Annotated in this window: 16 protein-coding genes; 8 read left to right on the forward strand and 8 right to left on the reverse strand. The window is 68.7% G+C overall.

From position 1 onward, the window contains the following. Positions 1-360: 360 nt before the first annotated feature. Positions 361-1,647, reverse strand: coding sequence for a hypothetical protein (locus D456_RS0111430; protein WP_193373829.1), 1,287 nt, complete (start codon positions 1,645-1,647; stop codon positions 361-363). A 537-nt stretch (positions 1,648-2,184) separates the two neighbouring features. On the opposite strand from D456_RS0111430, the gene D456_RS0111435 reads away from it, so the two are divergent. Then, complete coding sequence (locus tag D456_RS0111435) at positions 2,185-2,610, forward strand: ATP-binding protein (protein ID WP_017576319.1); 426 nt, start codon at positions 2,185-2,187, stop codon at positions 2,608-2,610. Between the two features lie 84 nt (positions 2,611-2,694). On the opposite strand, the gene D456_RS0111440 is transcribed toward D456_RS0111435, so the two are convergent. The 3 genes from D456_RS0111440 to cmtR all read right to left on the reverse strand — a co-directional run bounded on the left by D456_RS0111440 (position 2,695) and on the right by cmtR (position 7,282). Next, the gene (locus tag D456_RS0111440) at positions 2,695-2,889 is read right to left on the reverse strand and encodes a hypothetical protein (RefSeq protein ID WP_017576320.1); all 195 of its coding nucleotides are present in this window, start codon (positions 2,887-2,889) and stop codon (positions 2,695-2,697) included. A gap of 205 nt (positions 2,890-3,094) precedes the next feature. Further along, the gene (locus D456_RS0111450; protein WP_230479916.1) at positions 3,095-6,268 is read right to left on the reverse strand and encodes an efflux RND transporter permease subunit; all 3,174 of its coding nucleotides are present in this window, start codon (positions 6,266-6,268) and stop codon (positions 3,095-3,097) included. Between the two features lie 681 nt (positions 6,269-6,949). After that, entirely contained in the window at positions 6,950-7,282 is a 333-nt protein-coding gene (cmtR, locus tag D456_RS0111455) for a Cd(II)/Pb(II)-sensing metalloregulatory transcriptional regulator CmtR (RefSeq protein WP_017576322.1), read from the reverse strand. A gap of 86 nt (positions 7,283-7,368) precedes the next feature. Here cmtR and D456_RS0111460 point away from each other — a divergent pair, with 86 nt between their 5' ends. The 5 genes from D456_RS0111460 to D456_RS0111480 all read left to right on the forward strand — a co-directional run bounded on the left by D456_RS0111460 (position 7,369) and on the right by D456_RS0111480 (position 12,109). Then, positions 7,369-8,280, forward strand: coding sequence for a cation diffusion facilitator family transporter (locus D456_RS0111460; RefSeq protein ID WP_017576323.1), 912 nt, complete (start codon positions 7,369-7,371; stop codon positions 8,278-8,280). A gap of 294 nt (positions 8,281-8,574) precedes the next feature. Next, positions 8,575-9,864 (forward strand): TrkH family potassium uptake protein, encoded by a 1,290-nt coding sequence (locus tag D456_RS0111465; RefSeq protein WP_026115774.1) that lies wholly within the window; start codon positions 8,575-8,577, stop codon positions 9,862-9,864. 44 nt (positions 9,865-9,908) lie between these two features. Next, positions 9,909-10,583 (forward strand): potassium channel family protein, encoded by a 675-nt coding sequence (locus D456_RS0111470; protein WP_017576325.1) that lies wholly within the window; start codon positions 9,909-9,911, stop codon positions 10,581-10,583. A 57-nt stretch (positions 10,584-10,640) separates the two neighbouring features. Further along, positions 10,641-11,594 carry a metal ABC transporter substrate-binding protein gene (locus D456_RS0111475; protein ID WP_040699121.1) on the forward strand — a complete coding sequence of 318 codons (954 nt, stop codon included), beginning with the start codon at positions 10,641-10,643 and terminating at the stop codon, positions 11,592-11,594. A 281-nt stretch (positions 11,595-11,875) separates the two neighbouring features. Next, positions 11,876-12,109, forward strand: a complete 234-nt coding sequence (locus tag D456_RS0111480; RefSeq protein ID WP_017576327.1) for a DUF397 domain-containing protein — start codon at positions 11,876-11,878, stop codon at positions 12,107-12,109. Positions 12,110-12,340: 231 nt separating this feature from the next. Here D456_RS0111480 and D456_RS0111485 read toward each other — a convergent pair whose 3' ends face one another. Both D456_RS0111485 and D456_RS27910 read right to left on the reverse strand, forming a co-directional pair. Beyond that, positions 12,341-13,198, reverse strand: a complete 858-nt coding sequence (locus tag D456_RS0111485; RefSeq protein WP_017576328.1) for a helix-turn-helix domain-containing protein — start codon at positions 13,196-13,198, stop codon at positions 12,341-12,343. Between the two features lie 287 nt (positions 13,199-13,485). Then, entirely contained in the window at positions 13,486-13,983 is a 498-nt protein-coding gene (locus D456_RS27910) for an ATP-binding protein (RefSeq protein WP_017576329.1), read from the reverse strand. Positions 13,984-14,257: 274 nt separating this feature from the next. On the opposite strand from D456_RS27910, the gene D456_RS0111495 reads away from it, so the two are divergent. Further along, complete coding sequence (locus D456_RS0111495; RefSeq protein ID WP_026115776.1) at positions 14,258-15,016, forward strand: SDR family oxidoreductase; 759 nt, start codon at positions 14,258-14,260, stop codon at positions 15,014-15,016. A gap of 170 nt (positions 15,017-15,186) precedes the next feature. After that, positions 15,187-15,789 (forward strand): class I SAM-dependent methyltransferase, encoded by a 603-nt coding sequence (locus D456_RS0111500; protein ID WP_017576331.1) that lies wholly within the window; start codon positions 15,187-15,189, stop codon positions 15,787-15,789. Between the two features lie 24 nt (positions 15,790-15,813). On the opposite strand, the gene D456_RS0111505 is transcribed toward D456_RS0111500, so the two are convergent. Next, positions 15,814-16,719, reverse strand: coding sequence for a serine hydrolase (locus tag D456_RS0111505; RefSeq protein ID WP_017576332.1), 906 nt, complete (start codon positions 16,717-16,719; stop codon positions 15,814-15,816). 182 nt (positions 16,720-16,901) lie between these two features. Beyond that, positions 16,902-17,519, reverse strand: coding sequence for an energy-coupling factor transporter transmembrane component T family protein (locus D456_RS0111510; RefSeq protein ID WP_017576333.1), 618 nt, complete (start codon positions 17,517-17,519; stop codon positions 16,902-16,904). Positions 17,520-17,621: the final 102 nt, after the last annotated feature.

Raw genomic sequence — 17,621 nt, forward strand, 5'->3', positions numbered from 1 at the left:
CGAACTTTCAATGTCGACCGCTACCACGACACGGCCCATCACGGAAGCCCCCAGCCGCCGGGATTCAAGGGCATGGGCGACCCCAGTTCGTAAACACCGTTTACATGAATGCGGTGCGGCGACGCCTGCCCGAGCCTCTGGCGTTTCCCGCAACAGGCCGACAAGAACCGCCGCACCGGATCCCCTCGTGCGCCTTCGCTGCAGACACAAAAGACCCCTCCCCGCAAAAAGGACCGAGTACCATTTTCACCTACAGTAATGAGGCAGTTAACCACTGCTAACATCACCCTTTGAGCGGGTCTGTTCCACGCCCGGAGCCCGCCCCGCGTCCCGCAGGACCGGAGCACACACGTCGCCCCCTCATGCGCGCGGACCCCGGCCCCTGCCGAAGGGCGCACGTACCCGGGGAACCAGCGCCGCGGCGGAGCGGGAGCGCCAAGCGCCCCACCACGTCCCCGCGGACCGGGCCACTCCCCCGGCGACCCAGGCCGCCGTACGCACTGGTGAGGCCCCTCCGGCCACCCCCGCCGAGGCCACCACGGCCGCCGCCACCGCCGGACGCCGCAGGCAGGCCGCGACGGCGACCGGGGCCCACCCCTGTTCCGCCGCGCGCATCACCGCCCGGGTGTCGTCGCGCGCACACGCACCCACCGCACGTACCGCCGTCCCCGCCGGCAGCCTGTGTGCACCTGCGGCCACCGTGTACCCCGCCAGGCCCACCAGGGCCCCGGTGACCGGCCGCCCGGCCAGAGCCAGGGTCGCTGCGGCCGCACCGGCCCAGGTGAACTCGGGCCCGGCAGCACTGCCCCGGCCCGGCCCGCTCCCGGCTGCGACGGCGCGCCCCGGGCCACCGGCGGCCGCACCGATCTGCAGACACGTCCACAGGTAGGCGCCCGGTCCGCGCAGGGGTTCGACCCGTACCCGGGAACGGGGCTCGTGGCGCACCGACCACCCGTCGGCTACCAGATCGTGCAGGAGGGTGGGCGGCAGTGTCCGAGAGAGGGACTCGGCGGGCGGAAGGCGAGCGGTGTCCGTTTCGGGGTCGGGAGGAGCGGTACCCGGGGCGGACAGCGCGCTGCGGCGCACCACGAGCGCGGGGATCCGCTGCAGCGGATCGGCGGCTGTGTGCTCGACCGCGCGATCGCCGGGGATGCCGGGCAGGGTCAGGCTCGTGAGCCGGGCGGCCAGGCGGGCGCGTGCGGGGCCGACGTCGAGACGGTCCTCGGGGTCGACGAGGGCTCGGGGCACGACGGCGCCCACACGGGGGTCCTCCAGATGTTCCAGGGCGGGGGCGAGCCATCCGGGCTCGGGGTACACCCCGGCCGGGACCAGCACGAGCACGTCGGTGCCGGCCGTGGAGGCCTCGCCGGACACGGCGCCGGACGCACCGGCCCCGGCAGGCGGGCGCGGGCGGGCCAGGCCGACGGACACCAGCCATGTGGCCAGGGTGCGGGCCTGGCGTCCGGTGGGTGCGGCACCACCCATCCAGCGCAGGAGGATACTGACCTGGGCGGAGGTCAGCCGCATGATGCGGGTGGGGCTTCCGCCGACGAGCAGGTGTCCTTCGTCGGTGAGGTGGGTCGAGGGGTCGAGGTCGAGCCCGTGATCGCCAGGAAGAGGGGCAAGGGGAACAACAGGGGCAGGCATCCCCATACCTTGTATCTCCGGGCACTCAGGACGCAAGAGCACCACAGGCAGTACATGCGTTATTTGATCGTTACAGAGTCACGGGTGTCCCACCAGTCACGGGATCGCACGCCCCGCCTCTCCCCCGACCGGCCCGGGCCCCCCTTTTTCCCAGCTCGCACGGGGATACGCTGTCAGAACCCGGGGTTGTGGGGTCACGGAAGAAGCACGATGCGTATGCTTGGGGCCATACGCGCCCTTCAGTGTCGTCGGGCACGTCCGCCGCTGTAGACGACCGACCATCACGAGAGGCCGCCCGGCTCTCCCTGCGACACCGCTTCCCCTCCCTGCCCCAGGGGTTCCGACCTGGGTGCGCGACACCGCGCTGCGCCCCGTACGACGGGCACGGACGCGCTCGGGACGCGCACATCCACTCGGGAAGTAGAGATGTTTGAGAATGCAGCGAACAGCAGTCCGCTCCTGACCGTGCAGCCATCGCCGGAGGACCCACGGGTCCTCGATCCCTCTTCCGCGCTTCTCCGACGACCGGCGAGTTCCATGAACGACGAGACAGGACGAGCAGACCGGAGGCGTTTTCCCGGACTGCCCAACCAGATCGCCCACGCACGACGGTTCGTGGCGCGCCACCTCGACAATTCACCCGAAGCGACAACCGCAGCGCTCCTGACCAGTGAACTGGCCACCAACGCGATCACCCACAGCGCGTCGGGGGAACAGGCCGGCAAGTTCGAGATCCGGGTCCGCCGGGCCCCGGGGTGGGCACGCGTGGAGGTCAGAGACCTGGGAAACCTGGGTCGCACGCCCGAGCCCCAGCACCGCACCCCCTACGACACGTCCGAGAACGGTCGGGGCCTGGATCTGGTCGAGGCGTTGGCGAGCAAATGGGGGAGCGAACCCCGCCGTAACGGCAGGGGCCGCGAAGTCTGGTTCGAGCTGGAATGGAGCGAGGACGAGCCCTCCTGACGGCCCCGCGGAAATTCGGGGCCCGAGGGGACCACGGACGCACGAGTGCCGCTGTACCGGCGCATGCGTGCACGTGTGCGCCCGTCAGTTCTCGGTCGGAGCCGAACCCTCGGTGTCGGTCGCGGCTCCGCTGTCGGCACTCCCGTCGCCGGTGTCGTCGGTCCGGGGGATGCGGTAACGCTCGTAGAGCTGCCGGGCGTAGTCCTTGGCCTCCTGGGAGGGTTCCTCGCCGAGCTCGGCACGGACGAGGTCGTCGAGGCTCTTCTTCGTTTCACTCATGTCTCGAAAGACTGCCTGGACTGCCCGGATAGCACAAATCGGCACTCCGTCGGCAGTGGAGGAAGGCCCTCTGACCGGATCCGGCCATCACGGGAGGGCACGAACGAAACCGTCCCCGTGCCGGGCCCTTCACGGACCCGCCACGGGGACGACCGGATCACATCGGCACCGGCAAATGTGATCCTCGTCTCACTACGACCGCCTGTCAGTCGGCCCGGGCGGCCTTCTCCGCGCGACGGCGGCGCTTGCGCTCGTAACGCGCGGCCCACTTGGCCTCACGCTTGGACCGGCGCCACTCCACCAGTTGGTAGAGGACGGGGACCAGCACGAGCGTTCCCACGGTCGAGGTGAACAGACCACCGATGACCACGATCGCGACCGGGCCGGAGATGAACATCCCGCCGCCGGCGATACCCGTGGCCAGCGGCACCAGCGCGACCATCGTGCCCGCAGCGGTCATCAGGATGGGCCGCAGACGGTGGCGGGTGCCCTCGACAATGGCCTCGCTCATCTCCATGCCCTGCTTGCGCTTCTGGTTGATGAGATCCATGAGCACGATGGCGTTGGTGATGACGATGCCGATGAGCATCAGCATGCCGATCAGCGCGGCCGCACCCAGCGGGGTGCCCGTGAGCAGGAGCAGGCCCAGCGAACCGGTGGCCGCGAACGGCACCGACACCAGCATGATGAGCGGCTGGATCAGGCTCTTGAACGTGGCGACCATGATCAGGTACGAGATGACGATCGCCGCCAGGAGCGCCAGCCCGAGCTGGGCGAAGCCCTCGGTCTGGTCCTGGCTCACGCCTCCGATGCTGACCGAGGCCCCCGAGGGCAGGTCGAGCCCGTCCAGGGTCCGGGTCATCTCCTGGGTCACCGCGCCCAGGTCACTGGCGGTGGCCGAGCCCGAGACGGTGGTGCTGGTGACCCCGTCGATACGGGTCAGCTCCGGCGGCTGTTCGACCTCCTCGACCTCGGCGACGTCGGTGAGCACGAGGTCCTCACCGGTGGGCGAGGTCAGCTCGAAGTCCTCCAGCTCGCCCCGGGTCTGCGGGGCCTCGTCGGCGAGCACGACCGTGTCGTGGCGCACCTCGTCCAGGGTCGCGTTGCCGACCGTCCGGCCGTTGAAGGCCGAGGACAGCATCTGCCCGATCATCGCCTCGTCGAGGCCGTGCTCGGCGGCTTCCTCGCCGTCGACGTGCACCTCCAACGAGGACTGGGTCTCACTCAGGTCGCTGGTGACGTCCTCGGCACCCTCGATGTCGCGCATGGCGTCCTCGACGAGGCCGGTCGCCTCGGCCAGGGTCTCCTGGTTGTCGGCGGTGACCTGGACCTGGAGGTCGGAGCCGCCCATACCGCCCGTGGCGTCCAGGCGCGGCTCGTTCTCGGTGTCCATCCGCTCGAACTCCTCGCGGAGCACGTCACGGTTGCGGATCTGGTCGGACTCCGGGTCGGCGGTGATGGTGTAGTCGATCTGGTCGACCCCGCCACCGCCGCCTCCCCCGCCCGTCATCGGGTCGCCGCCGATGTTGGTCTGGAAGGTGTCGACCCAGGCCTTGCCGCCGAGTATCTCCTCGACCTGCTCGGCCTCCTCGGAGGCGGCCTCCAGCGAGGTGCCCGGCTCCAGCTCCTGGACCACGAAGTAGTTGTTCTCCTCCGCTTCCCCGAGCCAGTCGGTCTCGGCGGTGGTGGCCATGGCCACGGTGCCGATCATGATCACCACGCTCGCGGCCAGCGTCAGGGCGGTGGCCGAACGGCGCTTGGTGGTGATCCAGCGGATGACGGGCACGTAGGCGCGCTGCAGGGGCGTGCGCTTCTCCGACTCGCTCTGTTCCGCCTCGATCTCGGCCTGGGTGCGCTCCCCCACCTCGCGCGGGCGCAGGAACCAGTAGCACAGCACCGGGGTGATGGTCAGTGCGACCAGCAGCGAACCGCCCAGAGCCAGAGCACTGGTGACGGCGAAAGGCATGAAGATCTCGCCGACCATTCCCCCGACGAAGGCCATCGGCAGGAAGACCGCGATGGTGGCCAGGGACGAGGAGGCCACGGCGGTCGCGACCTCGCCGACCCCGTCCTTGACCGCGGCCGCGCGTTCCTTGCCGTAACTCAGGTGTCGGCGGATGTTCTCCAGCACCACGATGGAGTCGTCGACCACACGGCCGATGGAGATGGTGATGGCGGCCAGGGTCAGCATGTTCAGCGTGAACCCGAAGCCGGCCATACCGATGAAGGCGGCCAGTACCGACGTGGGGATGGAGACGGCCACCACCAGCGTGGAACGGATCGACAGCAGGAACGCCAGGATCACGATGACGGCGGCGACCAGCGCGTAACCGCCGGCCTCCAGCATGTCGGAGACCGAGTCGTTGATGAACGGGGCCTGGTCGAAGACGACCCCGACGTTGACGTCATCGCCGAGCAGATCGGACTGCTCGTCCAGGACGTCGTTGACGCCCTCGGAGATCTCGACGGTGTTGCCGTCGGGGGTGGCCATGATCATGAGGGCGATGCTGGGCTCGCCGTCGAGGCGGGCGATGGTCCGGGTGTCCTCCTCCTCGAGGGAGACCTCGGCCAGCTCGCCGAGCTGTACCGGCTCGGGCGGGGCGCCCGGCGTCCCGCCGGGCCCCTCCATGCCCTGGGAGGGCTGGACCCACACGTCCTCGATCTGGGAGAGCGAGGTGAACTCCTCGCCGGTGGTGACGCTGAGGGTGCGCTCCCCCTCGTTCACGGTGCCGCCGGCCTGGACCAGTCCGTTGGTCTCCAGGGCGTCGGTGACGTCCTGGGAGGACAGGCCGGCGTCCTCGAGCTCGCCGTCGTCGAGGTCGATCTCCACGCGTTCCTCGGCGGTGCCGCTGAGGCTGGCCGAACGCACGCCCGGCACCGACTCGAGGTCGGGGATGAGCACGTTCTCGACCGTGGAGACCAGCTCGGCCTCGTCACCCTCGGAAGTGCCGATGGCCATCATCATGGCCGGCATCATGTCCATGCTCATGGACACGACCTGGGGTTCGACGTCCTCGGGGAGCATCCCGGCCATCTGGTCGACAGCCACCTGGGTCTCGCGGACGACGGCGTCCTGCTCCTGGTCGTAGTCGAACTCGGCCATGATCTGGGCGTTGCCGGTGCTGGAGGTGGAGGTGACGCTCTCCACACCTTCCACACCCTGTACGGCCTGCTCGACCGTCTCGGTGACCTGGCTCTCGACGACCTGGGGTGTGGCACCTTCGTAGTTGGCCGAGACCATGACCATGGGAAGGTCCATCTCCGGGAAGAGCTCACGCTTGGCCGAGGTGGCCGCGAAGACCCCGAAGAACAGCACCGCGAGGGTGATGAGCAGTACGAGTGCCCGGTTACCGAGCGACATCCTCGCAAGACGGTTCATTCCGCCACCCCTTCCGGTCGTGCCCGGCGGCACGTGCGCCCGGCGCGGGGCACGCCCCCTCCACCGGTTCCGGCGGCCAATATGGACATGAGTGTCCTCGCTCCTTGTTCGCTGCCGTGTGCCCGGCGGGCGCCGCCCCCGTCAGGGGCTCCCGCCGGAGTGTCTGTGGGTGCACGGGCCCCACACGTGCCCATTGCCGCTGGGTCCTGCAGCGGTGTGCGTGCCTCGAGCGGCGTCCGAGTCCTCGTGTGGGGGTTTCTGGGGGACCGGGCCCTCAGTGGTGGCGGCCCGAACCGCGCCTTCGTGCGCGACCCGAGCGGAGAGGGGTCCCGTCTCCGCCGGTCACCCAATTCACCCTACGTCGCGTTATATCGGAAGTCCGGCGGCCCAAGGAGGGTTCAGGGAACTTTCAGGGTCGCGTCGGCCTTCTGTCGGGGTTCGACCCCGATCCTATTTAAGGACATCGACCGGAAGACGAAGATCATCCCTGCTGAGGCGGCTCTCCCCACTGGCACCGAGGACACCGGGACTGTAACGGACATCACACTGGCCATTTTCGGTCAACCGCAAGAAGACCGACTACCGAGGGAACGGACACCGGCAGAGGGACGCAGGAGAGACCCCGGGGCCAGGAGCACCGGATGCGGGCGCGGGGAAAGCGGAGGGCGCGTCGGCGCGCCGTCAGGCCGGGTCGAGCTTCTCGACGGGACTCTGATGGGAACGGGTGGCACCCCACACCACCTGGAGGAGGTCCTCCAGGGCATGGGCCAGCGAAGCGTCGACGAGTTCGTAGCTGACCTGGCGCCCGCGGGCGAACGTGCGCACCAACCCGCAGTCACGCAGGCAGGCCAGGTGGTTGGAGACGTTCTGGCGGGTGAGCCCGAGCTGGTCGGCCAGGCCGGCCGGGTAGTTGGGCCCCTCCAGGAGGGCGAGGAGGAGCCGCGAGCGCGTGGGATCCGACAGCGCGCGCCCGAGCCGCTGGATCGCGTCGAGGCGTTGAGTGGAAGTCAACATGAAAATCATTGTACAAAGTTTGGTGTATAGACAGCAGAGGCTGTATAAACAGTGACGGCTGAACTGTCCCTGAGAAAGGTGCGCACATGGGTGCCGGGCACGATCACGGTCACGTGACCGCCGGGGCCGCCAATCGAGGCCGTCTGGCGATCGTTCTGGGGATGATGCTCACCGTCGCGGTCGTGCAGGTCATCGGAGCCGCCTACAGCGGAAGCCTGGCCCTGCTCTCCGACGCCGGACACACCGTCACCGACTCCCTCGGGGTCGGGCTCGCCCTCGTCGCGGTCTGGGTCGCCGCCAAGCCCGCGACCGACCGGCGCACCTTCGGCTACCAACGCGCCGAGGTCCTCGCCGCCGCCGTCAACGCGATCATGCTGTTCGCGCTGTTCGGGTTCATCACCTACGAGGCCGTCAACCGCCTCCAGGACCCGGCCGATGTTTCCGGCCCCGGCATGATGGCGGTGGCCGCCTTCGGCCTCGTCCTCAACATCGCCGCCCTGTTCGTGCTGCGCTCCGGCGCCAAGGAGAGCCTCAACGTCAGGGGCGCCTACCTGGAGGTCATGGGCGACGCCCTGGCCTCGATCGGGGTCATCGCCGGCGGTGCGATCGTGTGGCTGACCGGCTGGAGCCAGGCCGACACCCTGGTGTCCCTGATCATCGCCGCGATCATCGTGCCGCGCGCCTGGTCGCTGCTGCGCGAGGCCGTGCACGTGCTGCTGGAGGCCACCCCCAAGGACATGGACCTGGCCGAGGTCCGCGACCACCTGCTGAGCCACCCCTCGGTCGTGGACGTGCACGACCTGCACGCCTGGACCATCACCTCCGGCGTCCCGGTCATGTCGGCGCACGTGGTGGTGCGCGAGGAGGACCTGGCAGACACCGGCCTCATGCTCGATCAGCTCCACGCCTGCTTGTCGGGACACTTCGACGTCGAGCACTCCACCCTCCAGCTCGAACCGCCGGGCCATTTCGACCACGAGGGCGCCCGGCACCACTGACTCCGGGCGAGGGACACCGGAGTGCAGGACCGGCAGGGGCGGAGCGATCGGTCGTGGCCCACTGAGCTGCGCAGTTCTGGCACAATTCCTCCGGGCTACCGATGAGGAGGTAAAGGTGACACCCGCGTACTTCAGGGCACGACCGTGACCGGCGAACCAGCGCTCTCCCCGAACACACTCCTGCGTCGCCTGTTCGGGCGCCCCGGGGCCGAGCGGCCGAGCCCCTCTGTTTTCCCTCGGCGCCTGCCGCACGAGGGAAAAGGCGGGCTCCAGCCCGCGCGGGTCTTCCTCCTGATGTTCGTGGCCGTGGATCTCCTCGGAACCGGGCTCCTGCTCACACCGGCCGCATCGGCGGGCTCGGAGAACCTCACCTTCGTCGAAGCCCTCTTCACCTCCACCACGGCACTGGCCGTGTGCGGACTCAGCATCATCTCCATCGGTGGTGACCTCACGCACTTCGGTCAGGGTGTCGTGCTGGCACTCATGCAGATCGGCGGCATGGGCATCATGACCTTGGCCGCGCTGCTCGGCACAGCGGTGGTCCACAGGTTCGGCCTCAGAATGCAGCTCAACGTCCAGGCCGAGACCAAGAGCCTCTGGGTCGGTGACGTGCGCGGACTGGTCAGCCGGGTGGCTCTCATCTTCGTCGTGGTCCAGAGCCTCACCTTCGTCCTGATCACCCCGCGGATGTGGCTCGGTTACGACATGGAATTACGAGAAGCGCTCTACACCGGCTTCTTCCACTCCGTTTCCGCTTTCAACAATGCCGGACTCTCCCTGTACGACGACAGCATGAGCCGCTTCTCGGGCGACGCTCTGGTCCTCTTTCCCATCGCGCTGGCCGTGGTTCTGGGCGGCATCGGCTTTCCGGTCATCATCGAGCTCTGGCGACGTTTCCGTCTCCCCAGGGCGTGGAGCCTGCACACCAAGATCACCCTGGCCACCTCCGCCGTGCTCCTGATGGGCGCGTGCCTGGCCATCCCGGCCCTGGAATGGGACAACCCCCAGACCCTCGGCCAACTCCACTGGTGGACCCGTATCACCGACGGTTTCTTCCACGGGGTCATGCCCCGTAGCGGCGGGCTGAATGTGACGGACACGGGCGCGATGGAGGATTCCACCCTTCTGTTCACGATCATGCTCATGTTCGTGGGAGGGGGCAGCGCGGGCACGGCCGGCGGTATCAAGGTCACCACACTCGCCATCATCTTCTGTGTGGTCCTCGCCGAAGCCCGCTCCCATGACCAGGTGCACGTCTACGGCCGCCAGCTTCCCCCCGCAGTGATCCGGCACTCGTTGAGTCTGATCTTCATGTCGGCCACGGTGGTCGCGTTCTGCACTCTGCTCCTGTTGGCCACCACCTCGTACAAACTCCTGCCCGCTCTGTTCGAGATCGCCTCGGCCGTCGGTGTGGTCGGCCTCTCCACCGGTCTCACACCCGAGCTGCCCTCATGGGCCCAAGTGATGATCATCGTGCTCATGATCGCCGGACGGCTCGGGCCCATCACCTTCGTCACCGCGCTCGCCATGAGCGATCGGCGGCGTCGCTACACCTTGGCGGAGGACCGGCCGATCGTCGGCTGACCTGCCGTGCCCGTTCTTTCCTACCCCGACAGGAGAAGTCCGCAATGTCTCACCGAAGGAGCCGTGAGAAGAACAAAGGTGTCCTGGTCATCGGCCTGGGCCGGTTCGGCAGTTCTCTGTCCCTGGAGTTGGTCAACTACGGCTGGGAGGTGCTCGCCGTGGACACCAGCTCGCGGCGTGTTCAGCACTTCGCGGACTCCCTGACCCACACCGTGGTGGCCGACGCCACCGACGAAGAGGCCCTCCGCCAGATCGGTGCGGAGCAGTTCACCCGCGCGGTGGTGGCGATCGGCACTCACCTGGAGGAGAGCATCCTCACCACGTCCCTGCTCGTCGACCTGGGCGTCGACCTCATCTGGGCCAAGGCCACCAGCCGCCGCCACGGACGCATCCTCGAACAGGTGGGAGCCCACCGTGTGGTCCTACCGGAACACGACATGGGTGAACGCGTCGCCCACCTCATGTCGGGGCGGGTCCTCGACTACGTGGAGATCGAGGAAGGGTTCTCACTCATCAAGACACCCACGCCACGTCGTCTGCAAGGGGTCTCCTTGAGTGAGTCAGGCATCCGGAAGGAGTTCGGGATCACCGTGGTGTCGGTCAAGCATTCGGGACATCCGTTCACTTACGCCACGCAACAGACCGTGCTCGACTCGGGTGACCTCATCGTCGTCGCAGGACGGACCAAGGACGTCGAACGCTTCGCCGAGCTCTCGTGAGAACCACGATGAGTCGGACAAATTGACAACCGTTTTCATTTTCCTGATCATTGGGGGATGCGAACTGGGACCACCGTGCGGACCGCTGCCCTCGGCGCCGCGACACTGATGACGCTCACCGCTTGCGGCGGACAGGGGACCGGCGCGAACGGCGTCTCCCCCGAAGATGCGCAATTGACCCTGGTCACCGGCGTCTATCCCCTCGAATGGCTGGCCACCGAGATCGGCGGCGACCGGGTCTCCGTCAGCCAGCTCACCGAACCGGGCGCCGAACCGCACGACCTGGAACTGACCGGACGCCAGATCGGCGAGGTCAGCCAGGCCGACATCGCCTTCTACGTCACCGGCCTCCAACCGGCCGTGGACGAGGCCGTGGAGCAGGAGGCCTCCGACAACGCACTCGACGTGAGCGAGGTCGTCGACCTGCTGCCGGCCGAGGAAACCCAGGGCGAGCACGACCACGAGGACGGGGACGAGCACGACCACGGCCCCCACGACCCGCACTTCTGGCTCGACACCGAACGCATGGACGAGGCCGCGACCGCACTTGCCGAGCGCATGAGCGAGGTCGACCCCGAGGGCGCCGACAGTTACGAGGCCGACGCCGAGCAGGTCTCGCAGACGCTCTCCGCCCTGAACGAGGAGTACGAACAGGGCCTGGACTCCTGCGACCAGCGCGACGTCGTGGTCGGCCACACCGCCTTCACCTACCTCACCGAGGCCCACGGCCTCGAGCAGGTGGGCCTCAGCGGTGTCGACCCCGAGAGCGAACCCTCCCCCGCCCAGATCGCCGAGATCTCCGACATCGTCGACGAGCGCGGCATCGACACGGTCTTCACCGAACCCCTGATGCCGGATGCGACCACAGACACCATCGCCGGGGAGACCGGCGCCGAGGTGAAGGTACTCGACCCGCTGGAGGGCGTCACCGAGGACTCCCCCGGCGACGACTATCCCTCGATCATGCGCGGCAACCTCGATGCGCTGACCGACGCGCTCGGTTGCAGCTGAGCGGGATCCGGTGAACATCCGGCGGGGTGGGCGGCCGTGTGCCGCCCACCCCGCCGTCCGTTCGGGGGCACCCCCGCGACCTGCGACTGCGGTCTTCCCCGATCGACGGGGCCGCGCAGGGTTCCTTGCCGGGGGAGAGTGATTACATCGCGCTTACATCCCGGGAAAACGCCCGGACAAGTGGTCTGGGTCACGCTATGCTTATGAAAATGTCAGTGCGCATGCACGTGCATATGACAGTGCATCCGCACACGATTCTCCCCTCGAAAGAAGGAGCGAGCATGACGGCACACAACGGCATCAGCGCGACCGAACTGTCCGGGACCACCTGGCAGAAGGCACGCCGGAGCAATTCCCAGGGCGCCTGTGTCGAGATGGCCCGGCTCGGAGACGGTTCCATCGCCGTGCGCAACTCCCGGTTCCCGTCCGGGCCGGCCCTGGTCTACACACAGGAAGAGATCGACTGCCTGATCCTGGGCGCCAAGGACGGGGACTTCGACAACCTCCTCGGCTGACCGCCCGGCCGGGGCCCTCCGGACACAGGTGATTCGCGGGGCCGCCACCCGGACGGTGCTCGACCGGTGGCGACCCCGCGGCCGTGGTCCCCTCCCGAGAGCGGACCCGGGTCGCACGGGAAGCCGGCAGAAGGCACCTGCGGGAACCCGGCAGCACGTGTCGGACCCGCCACGAGAAACACGTCGGCTGCCCCACGAGGAGGGCGGCCAGGACGCAGGCGGTACGGGACCTCAGCCGTCGGAGCGGCCCTTCTCCAGGTCGTCGAGGATATGTTCGAGCATCTCCCGGGTCTGTTCGGGGGTCGCGGCGGCCACGCTCAGCCCCGTCATGGCCTTGGTGTAGGCCTCCACCACCGGACGGCGGTCGACGATCTCCGCACCCGTCAGGTTCTCCAGGTAGACCAGGTCGGAGAGCTCGAACTCCGAGTACCGCAGGATCGTGAAGGAACCCGCTTCGGCGGCGTGCACGCCGGCGGAGAAGGGCACGATCTGGATGGTGATGTTGGAGTAGTTCTCGGCCAGATCGATGAGACGGCGGATCTGGCCGCTCATGATGCGCAGGCCCTCCTCGGTCTGCCCGCCGACGGGGCGGCGTACCGCGGCTTCGTCGAGGATCACCCACATGCGCATCTTCTCGTCGGTCTCGACGCGCTGCTGTCTCTCGAGCCTGGCCTGGATACGCTGCTCGGTGACCTCGTCGGAGGCCCCACCCGCGGAGATGACCTCGCGCACGTAGGGTTCGGTCTGCAGCAGCCCCGGGACGAACTGGGACTCGTAGACCCGGATGTGGTCGGCGGCCTCCTCGAAACCCACGTACCGCGTGAACCACTTGTGCAGTGAGTCCCCGTAGCGTTTCCACCACCCGGGCTCGTTGGACTCCTTCGCGATCTGCAGGTAAGCCTTCATCCGTGCACGGTCGGTGACCCCGTACATCTTCAGGAGGTCCTCGATATCGCGCACTTTGAAACCGACGCGGCCCAGTTCCATACGGCTGATCTTGGACGCGGAGGCACGAATGCGCTCACCCGCGTCCTCGCGTGAGATACCGCGCGCCTCGCGATACTCACGCAGCTCGTGTCCAAGGAGCATGCGACGCACAGTGGGGCCGCTCCCCGCACGCAATCGAGCGATATCCACGTTCGCCGCCTCTCTGTCATTCCGCCGCACAAGAGTATCCGAGTTCGGGAGAGTTCGGGGGTGTCGACGGGAGACTACACATACACGACAAGGCCATTACGAAGCGAGCCGTCCGACCCGAGGTCGTCCCCCGTACGGTCGGCCCACCGCGTTCACCGGACCCCGTGGGAAGACCGGATCACCACCGGCCGGGGTCCGTACCCGGGACGCTGCGCCGCGGGCACGCGCCCTCGAGGGGATCACACGAATTGCGCCCAGACGAACTTTCCGCCGGGCTGCGTGGGAATCACCCCCCACTCTCGCGCGAAGGCACTCACCAAGGCAAGCCCTCGCCCACCTTCCACGGTGAGGTCGGCCTGTCTTCTACTGGGCAAGGCATCAGATCCGTCACGAACCGCACAGATGAATTCTCCGCCGCTACGCATGAGAGAGAGCTGAATATCCCGGTCGCGGGACAGGGACGCGCCGGAGGGCGCTCCGTGCCGGACGGCATTGGTCATCAATTCGGAAACGACGACCATGACACCCCCGGACAAGTACTGCATCTCCCATTCATGCAGAAGGACCTCAGAAATCTCGCGTGCGACACCGACCGTGTGGGGGCGCGGACCGAAGGTCCACGTGACGGCATCGTGGGTGTCGCCGCAGACCGGCGTGTTCCAACGCCGGGACCCGTGCGTGAGGACCTTGAGCCACCACCCCCGAGCGGGGCCGGCGGTCGCCTCCGCGCACTCCATAACCTTCCACCCCTCTCCGGGTGTGCCCGTGCACGGGTCTTTTGCACGTGCACCTGACTCTTGCAGGCAATCGTAAGCCACGTCCCGCCAAAGATCAGGGAAACCGGAAACCCGGTGCATGTGCACTGACAAACCCCTGGTCGTAGCGCCCGGAAAAGTTGCCGGCACGCCTCTCGTCCGCTCCGGAAAGGCACCCCGGTCGCTTACCGACCGGCAGGCATGGGGATAGTATTCCCCCGCGCCCACCGCGTGAAAGATGGAGGTACACGCACTTATGTCCGCAACACCTCGAGTGGCGATCGTGACCGGGGCGGCCCGTGGTATCGGAGCCGCCACCGCCGAGCGCCTCGCACGTGAGGGCCGGTCCGTCGCCGTTCTGGACCTGAAGGAGTCGGAAGCCCAGGAGGTCGTCGACCGCATCTCGGCCGAAGGCGGGTCCGCCCTGGCCGTGGGTTGCGACGTCTCCGACCCCGACCAGGTCGAGGCCGCCGTCCGGACCGTGGCCGAGCGTCTGGGCCCGCCCGCGATCCTGGTCAACAACGCCGGGGTCCTGCGCGACAACCTCCTCTTCAAGATGTCGGTGGAGGACTGGGACACGGTCATGAACGTGCACCTGCGCGGTGCGTTCCTCATGAGCAGGGCCGCCCAGGCGCACATGACCGAGCAGGGATGGGGCCGCATCGTCAACCTCTCCAGCTCCTCGGCGCAGGGCAACCGTGGCCAGGCCAACTACTCCACCGCGAAGGCCGGCCTGCAGGGCTTCACCAAGACCCTCTCCATCGAGCTCGGCAAGTTCGGTGTGACCTGCAACGCCGTCGCCCCCGGCTTCGTCGAGACCGCGATGACGCGCGCCACCGCCGAGCGCATCGGAGTGAACTTCGACGACATGAAGGCCTTCAAGGAGTCGGAGATCCCCGTCCGCCGCGCGGGCCAGCCCGAGGACATCGCCAACACGATCTCCTTCCTCACCAGTGAGGACGCCGGGTACGTGTCCGGTCAGGTCGTCTACGTCGCGGGCGGCCCCTTGGACTGAGACCCGCCGAACGCGGCGGGTCCCACGGGAGGGCCGTCTCCGGCGCTCTTCCGTGCACCGGTGACCGGTGTCAGCGTTCTCCCGGGCGCTGCCACCGGGCCGGCCCGGTGCGGGGCCTCGATCCCTCCCCCTCCGCCCCCGCGCCGGACAACACCTCTAGCCTCTGGGGCATGAGCAGAACGACACGGTGGTTCACCGAGACAGAAGAAGGCCATTCCCAGTGGTACATCGAGCGCTTCCGTGCGATGGCGGCCGAAGGCGCCGATCTGGCCGGGGAAGCACGCCTGATGGACGCGATGCTGCCCCGTGGGGCCCGGGTGCTCGACGCCGGGTGCGGTCCCGGCCGCCTCGCGGGTGAACTGCACGACCGCGGCCACCGGGCCGTCGGGGTCGACGTCGACCCCGCGCTGATCGAGGCCGCACGGAAGGACCACCCCGGGCCGGCCTACGCGGTCGCCGACCTGGCCGGCCTGGACCTGGCCGCGCACGGGATCGGGGAACCGTTCGACGCCGCGGTGCTGGCCGGCAACGTGATGTGTTTCGTGGCGCCCGACTCCGAGACCGACGTGCTGTCCTCGGTGGCACGCCACGTCGTGGCCGACGGGTTCGTCGTCGTGGGTTTCGGCCTCGGCCGCACGCTCACGATCGAACAGTTCGACCGGCACGTGGTGGCCGCTGGGTTGCGGGTGGAGCACCGTTTCGCGACCTGGGACCTGAAGGCGTGGTCGGAAAGCGCCGACTTCGCCGTGAGCGTGCTGCGGCACCAGGGCTGAGACCCGGCCGCCCCGCCCGCGGGTTCAGCGGGCGGGGCGTGCCTCGTCGGCCTCGGTGCCCTCCTCCATGGCACCGGTGACGAGCACGACCACGTCCTCGACCATCGTGACCCCGCTCCCGTAACCGGAGAGGCCGTCGGAGAGCACAGCAACGAGGTACTCCCGGCCCGGCCCCGCGACGTAACCCACGGAGTTGATCGTCCACAGGCCGCCGTTGTCCTCGCGAGGGGCCCATCCGTTCTTGAGCCCGACCGTGTCCTCCGGGCCGGCCGCCGCGGCCACGCCCCACACCTGTTCGGGCGCCACCGACTCCATGAGCCCCCGGACCCGGGCACGGCCCTCCCCGGTCAGCGGCCCTTCCGCCAGGTAGAGGGCGCGCAGGAGGCGGAGCTGGTCGGATGCGGTCGTCAGCGTCGACCCCCACCTGCCGCTCGGGTGCGGTTCGGTCTCGTGCAGGCCGAAGGCCTCCGCGCCCTCCTCGAACCCCCGCGTGAAGCCGATGCGGTCGTAGAGGTCGTCGGTGACCCCGTTGTCGCTGTAACGGATCATCTGCTCGGCACGGGCGCGCTCGCCGCCGGTCAGGTCACGCCCGTCCTGCTCCGCGGCGCGTACCAGCATGGCCAGGACCGACAACTTGGCCACGCTCGCGGTCGGGAACCGGGTGTGGGCCCCGTGGCTGAAGGTGGCCCCGGTACGCAGGTCCTGCACCGCCAGGCCGAAATCGTGCTCCTCGGCCAGGTCGTCGAGTTCGGCGGTGAGTTCGGCCCGGCGCCCGCTTCCGAGCGGGACGTCCCCCGGGGGACCGGACACAGGCTCGAAGGGCTGGAGTTCGGCGTCGTCCCAGGTGATCAGGGACTGGACCATACGTGCCTCGGGACGGACGGGGGCGCCGGAAGCAGACAGGACGACCAGTACGACGAAGGCGGCCACGACGACCGCAGTGTTGGTCCGGGCTCGGGAAGTGGCGGGGGAGCGCCGAAGCACGGTATCACCGGGTTCATCGACGGGGAGTGGAGGTGCTGTACTACCATTGTCCACGCAAAAAGGACGGAAAACACCCACTCGATGCCGAATCGGTACCCGGCCTCACGGACCCACGGTCCTCAGCGGACTCAGCGCTCCCGTTCACTCTCGTCCATACCTCGCGCCACCAACGCCTCGCCGGTCGCCTCGGCCATTCGCAGCAGCTGCACGATCACCGGGACCACCCTCAGGTGGGGACGTCCGGAGAGGCCGCGGGCCAGGTACCCCTCGTGTGCGGCCCGCCAGGCCTGGCCGACCATCGGGATCGACCGCACCGTGAGGGCGAGCACCAGGCCGACCCGGTCGGGGTCCACACCCACGCGCCGCAGGGGACGGGCCAGGTTCTGGAACAGCTCGAACATCGCGCTCACGCGGGTGGTGAGGGTGACGGCGTTGGCCAGGAGGACGAGCGCGGCGAGTTGGGCCCCCAGACGCACGGCCTCGGTCCACTCCCCCACCAGCGCCTGGAACACGGCAATGCCCAGCAGGAACGGCCACAGCACCCGCACCACCCGGTAGGCGTGGCGCAGGGACAGGCGGGCCAGGGGGTAGACGGCCGCAGCCAGGACCAGGACGGCGAGCGAGACCCACAGACGGGCGGCGGCGACCAGGGCGACGCCCACGAACAGCAGGGCCAGGAGTTTGCCCCCGGCCGGGACCCGGTGGAGGGGCCCTGACCCGGGGACGTACAGGCCGACCGCGCTCATGGCCGGCCACCACCGGGGGCGGCCGGCGGGGTGTGTGCACCGGAGCGGGAGGAGGAGCCGTCCGGGTCCCGGTCCGGCGCCACGGGACCGGGTACCGCAGGG

This window comes from Nocardiopsis kunsanensis DSM 44524 (assembly GCF_000340965.1).
GTDB lineage: Bacteria > Actinomycetota > Actinomycetes > Streptosporangiales > Streptosporangiaceae > Nocardiopsis > Nocardiopsis kunsanensis.

Bases quoted from the DNA above. Each gene is read 5' to 3' on its own strand.
- D456_RS0111430 (WP_193373829.1), bottom strand. From the start codon at position 1,647: ATGCCTGCCCCTGTTGTTCCCCTTGCCCCTCTTCCTGGCGATCACGGG.
- D456_RS0111435 (WP_017576319.1), top strand. From the start codon at position 2,185: ATGAACGACGAGACAGGACGAGCAGACCGGAGGCGTTTTCCCGGACTG.
- D456_RS0111440 (WP_017576320.1), bottom strand. From the start codon at position 2,889: ATGAGTGAAACGAAGAAGAGCCTCGACGACCTCGTCCGTGCCGAGCTC.
- D456_RS0111450 (WP_230479916.1), bottom strand. From the start codon at position 6,268: ATGAACCGTCTTGCGAGGATGTCGCTCGGTAACCGGGCACTCGTACTG.
- cmtR (WP_017576322.1), bottom strand. From the start codon at position 7,282: ATGTTGACTTCCACTCAACGCCTCGACGCGATCCAGCGGCTCGGGCGC.
- D456_RS0111460 (WP_017576323.1), top strand. From the start codon at position 7,369: ATGGGTGCCGGGCACGATCACGGTCACGTGACCGCCGGGGCCGCCAAT.
- D456_RS0111465 (WP_026115774.1), top strand. From the start codon at position 8,575: ATGTTCGTGGCCGTGGATCTCCTCGGAACCGGGCTCCTGCTCACACCG.
- D456_RS0111470 (WP_017576325.1), top strand. From the start codon at position 9,909: ATGTCTCACCGAAGGAGCCGTGAGAAGAACAAAGGTGTCCTGGTCATC.
- D456_RS0111475 (WP_040699121.1), top strand. From the start codon at position 10,641: ATGCGAACTGGGACCACCGTGCGGACCGCTGCCCTCGGCGCCGCGACA.
- D456_RS0111480 (WP_017576327.1), top strand. From the start codon at position 11,876: ATGACGGCACACAACGGCATCAGCGCGACCGAACTGTCCGGGACCACC.
- D456_RS0111485 (WP_017576328.1), bottom strand. From the start codon at position 13,198: ATGCTCCTTGGACACGAGCTGCGTGAGTATCGCGAGGCGCGCGGTATC.
- D456_RS27910 (WP_017576329.1), bottom strand. From the start codon at position 13,983: ATGGAGTGCGCGGAGGCGACCGCCGGCCCCGCTCGGGGGTGGTGGCTC.
- D456_RS0111495 (WP_026115776.1), top strand. From the start codon at position 14,258: ATGTCCGCAACACCTCGAGTGGCGATCGTGACCGGGGCGGCCCGTGGT.
- D456_RS0111500 (WP_017576331.1), top strand. From the start codon at position 15,187: ATGAGCAGAACGACACGGTGGTTCACCGAGACAGAAGAAGGCCATTCC.
- D456_RS0111510 (WP_017576333.1), bottom strand. From the start codon at position 17,519: ATGAGCGCGGTCGGCCTGTACGTCCCCGGGTCAGGGCCCCTCCACCGG.